This is a genomic window from Corynebacterium sp. HMSC036E10, from assembly GCF_001836265.1.
GTDB classification, from domain to species: domain Bacteria; phylum Actinomycetota; class Actinomycetes; order Mycobacteriales; family Mycobacteriaceae; genus Corynebacterium; species Corynebacterium coyleae.
The window spans coordinates 5,715-15,483 of sequence record NZ_KV827995.1 but is presented as its reverse complement, the minus strand read 5'-3'; the positions used below and the strand labels follow the sequence as shown (position 1 = coordinate 15,483).

Sequence of the window (9,769 nt, the reverse complement as noted above, 5' to 3'; positions counted from 1 at the left end):
GAGCAATACGATCCCTGACGTTATGAAACGTCTGTCGTGAGATCTGCTCATCCTTGCAAAACTGCTTGATGGTTTTTCCGTCGCGGACCGGATCGAAATCCGCGATCTTTCTGCGTGTGTGCGATGAAATAGCCATCCGACCATTTCACCGGTTCAGTGTCCAAAAAGTCTCTAGACATCACGTCCAATAAGTAACTGGACTCCATGTCCAAAAAGTCATGAGACATGACAGCGGCGAGCTAGACGATCAGCGAAAACTAGACTGCGGTCGGCGCCTTCTTCGACTGTCGCAGCACCATCACCGAGCCGAGCAGGCCCAGCAGCAGGAACAGCGCAGAGAACCCGATCGACCAGGCGGCGGCGTCGGCGAACCCGCTGGCCAACTGCTCTACAACCACACTGCGGGCGTCGCCGAGGGGTGCGGTGAAGGGGTCGGAGGGGGTGGCGTCGCGAAGTTGCCCGATCATCGAGCCCGCGGACGCCTGGGTGGCGTCGGACAGCTTGGACAGCACATTGTCGGGCACCCCGGCGACGGCGTCGAGCGAGGCCGGGATGGTGCGCGCCATCGCCGCTGCCAGGGCGGATCCCGCGATCGCGGCGCCCATGGCGGAGCCGAGTTGGCGCACCGTGGACTGGGTGGCCGAGCCCGCGCCCGACTGCGCTTCGGGGATGCCGGCGAGCACCGTCGAGGTCAACTGCGCGGAGGCGAGGCCGAGCCCCACGCCGTAGACCACGAGTGCACCGACGGTGAACCAGGTGGAGCCTTGCGTTGCGACGACCCCAGCCAACAGCCCAACACCAACCACCTCAAGCGCAAGACCAAGCACGACGACACCCGGCGCGCCGAGACGAGCCGCCAGGTGGCGGGCGGAGGCGCCGGAAACGAACGCGCCGAACGCCATCGCGGCAAGGACAAGGCCGGTGCGCACGGTAGAAAGGCCCACGGCGTTGACCAGGAACAACGGCAGGACAAACATGAGGGCGAACTCGCCGACGGCAACCATGGCGGCGGTGAGGTTGCCCCAGGAGAAGGTGCCGACGTTGAACAGGGAGAGATCCAGAAGCGCATCGCGGCCGTTGCGCGCGCGGTGCAGTTCCCAGCGCACGAACAGGGCAATGAAGATCAGGCCGATACCGATGGCAAACGGCACAGGCGAGACAGTCCAACTCTCCGGCCAGGACCAGGAACCAAGACGCAGAGTTTCTTTCTTCTCCCACCAGCCGAGCGTGGTCGCCTCGATGAGCCCGAACACGACAAGACCGAAGCCGATGGCGGAGGTGAGCAGGCCGTCGACGTCGACACCCCGGACGTTGCGTTTACCGTGAGTTTGCGGCACCCAGGCGAAAATCCCCAGCAGCACCAGCAGGCCGAGCGGAAGGTTTACCCAAAAGATCCACTGCCAGGAGAAGTACTGTGTGAGCACCCCACCGAGCAGCGGGCCGAGCGCCGCCGTGCCGCTCATTACGGCGCCCCACACACCGAACGCGGCGGCACGGTCCTTGCCGTGGAAGAGCGAATTTACCGACGACAACGTCGCCGGCAGCACCAATGCACCACCGACGCCTTGGACGGCGCGGGCTGTGATCAGGGTGGTTGCGGTCGTCGATAAGCCTGCAAGCAACGAGCCACCAATGAACAGCGCAACGCCTGCGGCGAACGTGGTGCGGCGACCGACGCGATCACCGAGGCGACCGGAGCCGAGCAGCAACGCCGCGAAGATGACGTTGTAGATCGCGTTGACCCACTGCGCGTTGGTGAGGCTGAGGTCGAGGGCGGTGATCATCGTGGGCAGGGCGACGCCAACGATGGTGCCGTCCATGACAATCAGCGCCAGCCCTGCGGCGAGGACCGCGAGGGCCTTCCACCGGCCGGGGTGTTGTTCAGTGGTGGCGGTTGGGGTGTGCACTGTAGTCATGGGGTTCCTTTCGACCTTCACGACAGTAGGCCTGGGAACCACCCGGATTCATCAACCGATCGGTCGAAAAAATGCACACCCTTTCGGTTTAGAAGTAGTGCTTGTACAGGTAAAACCCAACAGCGCCGAGGCCGGTAAGCACCAGCAGAATGCTCGGCACGATGATCGCAAGCGGCGAGGTGCTCGAGGACTTCGCCGAGCCATCTTCCTTCCCTGCCGGGATCTCCAGCGATTCCGTGATGGTTGTCGTTGCGCTCGTACTCTTATCGACGACCGACCCCTCCGGAATTTCCACCACCGTAGTAGCCGCTGCCGTGGTGGTCGGTGCAGCCTCCGACGGCTTCGTGGTCGGCGTTACCTTGGTGGTCGACGTCTTGGTCGACAACCGCGGCGTCGAAGACGGCGCAACATCAGACGGACGCGAGGTCGTGGTGACCTTCGTCGCCCGAGTCACAGTGGTCGGCGTGGCCTTGGTGGTCGACGTCTTGGTCGAGAACCGCGGAGTCGTAGACGGCGTGACAGCAGACGTACGCGAGGTCGTGGTCACAGTGGTTTCCTTCGACGACGTTGCCTGCTTGGTCGTGGTTGCCTTCTGCGTCGTCGTAGACGGTGCAACCTCCGACAACTTCGTGGTCGTGGTGACCTTCGTCGCCTGGGTCTGCGTAGTTGGCGTGGGCCTCAGTGTCGGGGACGTGGTCGATGTCCGCGAGGTCGTAGAGGTCGTAGTCGGCGCAGACGTGGTTGCCTTCGCGGTCGTGGTGGAACGAGGCGTCGTCACCTCTGGCTTGGTGGTTACCTCAGACGTGGGCTGCGGTTCCGGTTCCGGCTCGAGCGTGGCATCCGGGTGCTGCGCCTTGAACTCCTCAAGATTGTTCTGGGCAGCCTGCAAGACGCTCCAGGCAGCATCCGCAGCTGCCTCGGCTTCGTCGATGCCTTCGCCCCTTTTCTGCGCTGCCCTAGCTGCCTCATCAGCAGCCACGTACTGGTCCTTCGCTTCCTTCACCGCATCCAACGCTTCCTGCAGGGTGGTCGGCTTCGGCAATTCCTCGACGGGAGCCACCTTGGTGGTCTCCTCGGGGGTCGGCTCCGCAGAAGTGGGTTCCTCAACCACGACAGTTTCGATCCCCGTCGTCTCGGTGGTCGGTTCCTCACTGGTCGGTTCCTCGGTGGTCGTTGTGGCCGGGACCGTCGTAACGACGGTGCTGACCTCAGGCGTGGACGGCTCAGGCGTGGACGGCTCAGGAACCACAGGTGCGGGCTCAGAAGTCGTTGGCTCAACCGGCGCAGGAGCAGGCGCAGCAGTCGTGCTCGGCTGCGGCCGGCGGCCGCCGTACTGCTTAAGGTTGTTGTGCTGGATGAGCACCTGTGCGTCCAGGGCCTGCGGGGTAGTCGCGGACTTGCCGCGGTTGTTGCCCACCTTCATCAGCGCACCGTCGCACGAGTGGGCAAGGCCCATGGCGTGGCCGATCTCGTGGGCGAGGGTCATGGTGATGCTCGGTTCGTGTCCTCCACGGATCGTGTCGGGGTTAATCAGCACCCTCATGTTGTGCACGTTGCCGGTGACGCGACCTACGGAGCCGCCGAGGTTAGCCTCCTGGACGGTGACGACTTTGTAGCCGGGTTTGTCCACGTACTCGAAACGCACGAGGCCATTGGTGGCCTTGCGCCATTCGGCGGTGGCGCGGTCGATGTGCGGCTTCAGTCGGTCCGGCGCGTAAAGGTACAGGGTGTTTTCGACGAGGGCGTTTTCGTTGTCGCTAAACACGAAGCGGTCCATGTGCGGGATCGGCGCGCCCCTCTTCGCAGCTGCGGTGGCTTCCTTGCACTCACGGCTGAGTGGGTCGATGTCGACGTGAGCGTGGGCGGTTGCAGGAGCTACGACACCGCCTGCGATCACAGCGGATGCACAGGCGGCGGCGATCAGATGTCTATAATTCACGAACTAAGAGAACATCATTCTCAGCCGTAAATCAAGTCGGGTGTCCTAGATAAGACGACGGCGCGCGAAGGCGTATACGCCGGCACCCAGCACAGATGCGAGCAGCAGCGCGAATAGTGCGCGCACGAGGGTGTTGGAGCCGGTCTCGGCGGCGAGGCCGCGCTGGGCGGTCGCGGCAGTGTCAGCGGCGGCCGCGTCAACGGTTTCAGCGCCGCCACGCTCGGCGGCGTACGGGGCAGCCGGGGCGACGTCGACGTTCAGGTCGCCGGCAGCGCGAGCGGCCTCGATACCCTGGCGCGCGATTTCGCCAGCAAACTTTGCGACGAGCCCATCACTCAACGCAATCTCCTCCGGCGTGACATCCGAGTTCACGCGCAGGACATCGGCGACGAAGGTGTGACCGTTTTTGTTCAGGAAGTAGGTCACGCCGTCCAGGGTGGCCACTGGCGGGAACTTGACCAAGCCGTTGGCAACCGGGTCCGGGTTGGCCGGGTCGACGTTGTCGGCGCCAAGCGGCTTCTCAGCCGCGGCCTGGGTGGCCTCGCCGCCAGACTGCGCCTCAGCCTTCTCCTCTTCAGAGAGCTCCGGAGCGGGAGCGGGTGCCGGTGCCTGCACAGAAGTCTGGGCGTCGCGGATGACGCCGGTGTCGATGAGGCCGGCCACGGCGGCGTCGACAATTGCAACTGCCTTCTCCTGCTGTGCAGAGTCGAGCTGCGCGAACGGCTTGAGCGCCTCCTGCGCGTCAGGCACGTAGTGGGTGCCTTCCTCGTTGAGGAAGTAGGTTTCGCCGCGCGCGTCCTTGGTTTCCTTGGGCAGGTCCTGCGCGTTGGCGTTTGTCATCGGCAGGGCGGCCAGGGCGAGAGCGCCAGCGGCGGCTGCGGCGAGAAGGCGGTTCATTGTGGTCTCCTGAAGTTGAGAAAGTCTAAAGTTCAACTTGAAGTCTACAGTGTCTTGACAGTTTTTACACCAGTCACACGAGAAACTTTTGTCACAATTTGACAAACGGGCGCGACAACGCACCAGAAATCAACGTGGCTGGAAGACGGTTTCCACCTCGTCGTCAGTGGCGGTGCCCTCGAGCTGCCACCCCACCACCGCATTGCGCACCGAGTTGGCCAGCAGGTTCGACGGCTGCACACAACTGATGGTCAGCAGCCTGCCCGGCATCGGCCCGTCACCCCAGATCTCCGGGTTGGAGGCAAGCGACTTCTTGTCAGGATCGTGCAGGTCGGTCGCGCGATACACCAGCCAGTCCTGCCCGGAGGTTTCGGTGCGCACGTAGAGGTAGTCGCCGACGGCGACGTTGTGGTGCTCGGTGGTGCCGTCGTAAAGCTTGTTAAACACCGCGCTCACCCCCGCACCCGTGTGACCCGCGATGACCACAAGATCCTTCGCATCCGTGCCAGGCAGCGCGTACGGGTACCCCTCCCCCGTCAGCGCACACGCCTTATCCAGGCTCTTCGGATCGATCGCGCCATCGACCACCCGGCAATCCTCGGCCTCAAACCCGGCGCGCATCCCCAACACCGGCACAACCATCTCCACCGGCCGTCCCGCTGGAATCTGCGCAGCTGCTTCTCGACGAACCGACGCCTCCGACGACGTCTCTTCCGTGGTGGGGGTTTCGGGGGAAGGCGTGGTGTCGTCGAAAAGCAATATGCGCACGACGAACACAACGATGAGCAGCGCGACAATGCGGCGCACATGATAAACCCAGCGAGGAGTGGACGTCACGGGCGCTATCATACGAGCCATGGAGAATGTCCAAGTCACTGAAGTCCCTGCAGGCGCGCAACTTATCGACGTCCGCGAGGCCGACGAATACGCCGCCGTCCGCGCAACCGGCGCCAAGAACATTCCGCTGTCCGAATTCGTGGCACGCTACAGCGAAATCGACCCGGATCAGGACATCTACCTGATCTGCAAGGGCGGCGGCCGCAGCGCACAGGCCGGCGAATACCTCGAGCAAGCCCTCGGCTGGGACGGCATTTACAACGTCGCGGGCGGCACCACCGCCTGGGTCGAACAAGGTTTGCCGCACGAAAATTAGGCCGTCCCAACCATTGGGACGCCGCAGGGAAGTATGGTGGGGGTATGTCGACGCTTCCTGAACTGCCCTCCGCTCTGCTGAAGTCTCCCCACTTCCAGATCGAACGCGTGCGCAGGCACACCAAGGACGAAGTCGAACGCACCCTGGCCAAGCACGACACCACCATGCGCGAGTACTGGGTGCTGTCCTGCGTGGACGTCGCTCCAATGTCGCAGCGCCAACTGTCCGAGCTGCTGATCATCGACGCCTCCGACATGGTGCGGCTCATCGACTCGCTGGAGAAACTCGGCTGGGTCACCCGCGACCGCGACCCGAAAGACCGTCGCCGCCAGATCGTCGCCGCGACCAAGAAGGGCACGAAGGCGCTGGCCAAACTTGGCGACGACGTGGTTGCAGCCGAGGAGCGCGCACTCGAAGCGTCGTCCCAGAAGCAGCTGAAGAACCTGAAGAAGCTGTCGCAAGCGCTCGAGACGGAATAGCCGTGTAGTCGCCGTGTAGTCGAGCGATGCGCCCCGGATAGGTCTAACCTAATCCGCATGGTTCAAGCCGAGCCCCTTCCCAATCCGCTCCTGCGCAGCCACCTCGCCCCGCCGGAGCGGACACTTATTGATGTCCTTTTCGCCTCCGCCGAAGCCCACCCCGGCGCGGCGGCCATCGACGACGGCGAAGTAATCACGTACGCCGAACTCGTCGAAGAAATCGACCAACGCGCCACCGCCATGCGCACCCAGGGTGTGCCGTACCGGGGCCGCGTCGGCATCCGGATGACGTCCGGCACCCGCGAGTTATACCTCGCTATCTTGTCGACGATGCGCGCCGGCTGCGCCTACGTCCCCGTCGACGCGGACGACCCGGACGAGCGCGCCGAAACCGTGTTCACCGAAGCGGACGTGGACGCCATCTGGACCGACGCGGGCCTGCGGTTGGTGAAGGCGCCGGTTGGTGGTGGCGTGTTGGGCGGCGAGCTTGGCGCGCTTGCGACAGTCACCCCCGACGACGACTGCTGGATCATCTTCACCTCCGGCTCCACCGGCAAACCAAAAGGCGTAGCGGTGACCCACCGCTCGGCCGCCGCCTTCGTGGATGCGGAGGCGCGCCTGTTCTGCCAGGACGAACCGCTCGGGCCCGACGACCGCGTGCTTGCGGGCCTGTCGGTGGCGTTCGACGCGTCGTGCGAGGAGATGTGGCTGGCCTGGCGCCACGGGGCGTGTTTGGTGCCGGCCCCGCGCGCGCTGGTGCGCTCGGGTCAGGATTTGGGCCCGTGGCTGATCCGTCGCGACATCACGGTCGTCTCCACCGTGCCCACGCTTGCTGGCCTTTGGCCGAAGGAGGCCCTGGACAACATTCGCCTGCTCATTGTGGGCGGCGAGGCCTGCTCCCAGGAACTGACTGACCGCCTTGCCGACGGCCGCGAGATGTGGAACACCTACGGCCCCACCGAGGCGACCGTGGTGGCCAGCGCAACCCGGCTCTTCCCCGGCAAGCCCGTGACTATCGGTTGGCCGCTGGACGGTTGGGACCTCGCCATCGCAAGCGACGGCGAGGGAGAAGCAGGTGAGTTGATCATCGGCGGCGTGGGCCTCGCGCGCTACCTCGACCCGGAGAAAGACGCCGAGAAGTACGCCCCCATGGGTGATTGGGAGCGCGCGTACCGCACCGGCGACCACGTGCGACTCACCGAGGATGGCCTGGCGTTTATCGGCCGCGCCGACGACCAGGTGAAAATCGGCGGGCGCCGCATCGAGCTCGGCGAAGTGGAGGCCAACGTGGCCGCGCTCGAGGGCGTGTATAACTCCGCCGTCGCCGTACAAACGCTGCCCGCAGGTGACAAGGTGCTCGTCGGCTATGTCTCCCCCGACGACGGCGTTTCGTTGGACGTGCAGCAGATGCGCGAGCGCCTCGCCGAGGTCATGCCAGCCGCGCTCGTGCCGCGCATCCACGTGATGGACGAACTACCGATCCGCACCTCCGGCAAGGTGGACAAGAAAGCCCTGCCGTGGCCGCTGCCCGCCAGCGTGGACGCGGTCGGCATGACGCCGACCGAGCAGTGGGTCGCTGAAGCATGGGTGGCGGTGCTCGGCCTGGACGTGCCGGGCAAGGATGCGGATTTCTTTGAGTTAGGTGGGTCGTCGCTAGCTGCCGCCTCGCTCATCGCGCGTCTGCGCGAGCGCGTGCCCACCATCGCGGTGCGCGACCTCTACGACCATCCCAGGTTGGAAGCGCTTGCATCGCTTATCGACGACCTCACCCGCACCACCCGAACCTCCACCCGCGAACGTTCTGTGACTCCGGTCTCGGGCGCGACCCGGCTGGCGCAGACGCTGCTCATGGTGCCGGTGATGACGCTGAAGGCGTCGGCGGCGGTGACGTGGGTGGCGATCGTCGCAAATGTGCTGGGTCTGACTGAGTTGTCCTGGACGTGGCTGGCCGTGGCGTTTGCGGTGCTGTGCACGCCGCTGGGCCGGATCCCCATCGGCGCGCTCGGGGCCCGTGCGATCCGGGGTCGGATCGAGCCTGGGGTGTACCCGCGCGGCGGCGCTGTGCATTTGCGGCTGTGGACCGCTGAGCGGTGGCTGGCTGCCTCCGGCGCAATGAACATCGCGAGCGCGAACGCCGCCAAGGTCACCGCCCGACTGCTGGGCAACACGGTGGGCAAGGACGTGGACATGCACGCGTTCGCGCCGGTGACCGGTCTGGCCACCATCGGCGAGGGCGCAGCCATCGAGCCCGGCGTCGACCTCGGCGGGTATTGGCTCGACGGCGACGAACTCCACGTCGGCACCGTGGTCATCGGCCCCGACGCCCGCGTAGGCGCGCGCTCCACCCTCATGCCCGGCACCGAAGTCCGCGAGGGCGCCCACGTGGAGGCGGGCTCCACCGTCACCGGTGACAAACCGGTGAAGAAGCACGCCCGCTGGGCCGGCTCGCCCGCCCGCAAGAAGGGGCGCTCCAAGCACCGCTTCCCCAACGAACGCCCGCCGCGCCGCCCCATGTGGGCGCTTGCGTACGGCCTGACCTCCCTGGTCCTCGCGGTGCTGCCCGCGCTGGCGGTGCTCGGTGGTGCGGCGGCGACGCTCGGCCTGGCGCGATTGGTTGACACCCGCTCCGTGTGGGGCCTGCTGGTCTTCGCGCCTGTCGGCGGCGTGGTCTACATCGGCCTCGGCCTCGCCCTGACCTGGGCCGGCGTGCGCCTCGCGCAACTTGGCGTCCAACCCGGCGTGTTCCCCGTCCGGTCGCTTCGCGGCTGGAGCCTCTGGACCGTCACCCGGCTTATGGACGACGCCCGCACCCGCTACTTCCCCATCTACGCCGGCGCCGCCACCCCCGTCTGGCTGCGCCTGCTCGGCGCCGACATCGGCGAACACGCAGAAGTGTCCACCGCGGTCATGGTGCCGAAACTCACCGAAGTCCGCGAAGGCGCATTTCTTGCCGACGACACCCTCGCCGGCGGCTACGAAATCGGCGGAGGTTGGATCCGGACGGACCACGCGGTCGTGGGTAAGCGGTCGTTCGTGGGCAACTCCGGCATGGTCGCCCCGGGCCGCAAACTGGCCAAACACTCCCTGGTGGCGGTGCTGTCCGCGAGCCCGAAGAAGTCCAAGGCGCACTCGAACTGGTGGGGATCCCCGCCCGAGCGCATGCGCCGCGTGGAAGTCGAAGCCGCAGGTGAAGCGACGTACGAACCGACGAAGGGGTTGGTGCGGAGGCGTGGTGTCGTCGAGACGATGCGTCTTCTAGCGCCCATGACCCAGGCGGTGCTCGCGGCCCTGTTCGCGGCTTGCGTGGTGACGTTGCTTGAGCGCATCGGCTGGTGGACATACCTGCTCGGAGGACTTACCTGGATGGGCGTCGGCGTGGTCGCGG

At 65.6% G+C, this 9,769-nt stretch carries 7 protein-coding genes; 3 read left to right on the top strand and 4 right to left on the bottom strand.

All coding sequences use genetic code 11. The annotated features are described in order from the left end of the window. Positions 1-257: 257 nt before the first annotated feature. The 4 genes from HMPREF2736_RS10640 to HMPREF2736_RS10625 form a co-directional block, all read right to left on the bottom strand. Positions 258-1,916 carry an MFS transporter gene (locus tag HMPREF2736_RS10640; RefSeq protein WP_070829707.1) on the bottom strand — a complete coding sequence of 553 codons (1,659 nt, stop codon included), beginning with the start codon at positions 1,914-1,916 and terminating at the stop codon, positions 258-260. A gap of 88 nt (positions 1,917-2,004) precedes the next feature. Continuing rightward, positions 2,005-3,855 carry a hypothetical protein gene (locus HMPREF2736_RS10635; RefSeq protein ID WP_141761644.1) on the bottom strand — a complete coding sequence of 617 codons (1,851 nt, stop codon included), beginning with the start codon at positions 3,853-3,855 and terminating at the stop codon, positions 2,005-2,007. A 45-nt stretch (positions 3,856-3,900) separates the two neighbouring features. Continuing rightward, positions 3,901-4,752 (bottom strand): hypothetical protein, encoded by an 852-nt coding sequence (locus tag HMPREF2736_RS10630; RefSeq protein WP_070829703.1) that lies wholly within the window; start codon positions 4,750-4,752, stop codon positions 3,901-3,903. Positions 4,753-4,881: 129 nt separating this feature from the next. Next, a complete protein-coding gene (locus tag HMPREF2736_RS10625; RefSeq protein WP_141739339.1) occupies positions 4,882-5,589 on the bottom strand; it encodes a sortase family protein in 708 nt (235 codons plus the stop codon). A gap of 19 nt (positions 5,590-5,608) precedes the next feature. Between HMPREF2736_RS10625 and HMPREF2736_RS10620 the strand changes: the two genes are divergently transcribed. The 3 genes from HMPREF2736_RS10620 to HMPREF2736_RS10610 form a co-directional block, all read left to right on the top strand. Beyond that, on the top strand, positions 5,609-5,905 hold the full coding sequence (locus HMPREF2736_RS10620) for a rhodanese-like domain-containing protein (RefSeq protein WP_070422470.1): 297 nt from the start codon (positions 5,609-5,611) through the stop codon (positions 5,903-5,905). A gap of 44 nt (positions 5,906-5,949) precedes the next feature. Further along, positions 5,950-6,384, top strand: a complete 435-nt coding sequence (locus HMPREF2736_RS10615; RefSeq protein ID WP_070422469.1) for a MarR family winged helix-turn-helix transcriptional regulator — start codon at positions 5,950-5,952, stop codon at positions 6,382-6,384. Positions 6,385-6,441: 57 nt separating this feature from the next. Then, the coding region (locus HMPREF2736_RS10610; protein WP_070829701.1) for a Pls/PosA family non-ribosomal peptide synthetase at positions 6,442-9,769 on the top strand (3,328 nt) is incomplete at its 3' end.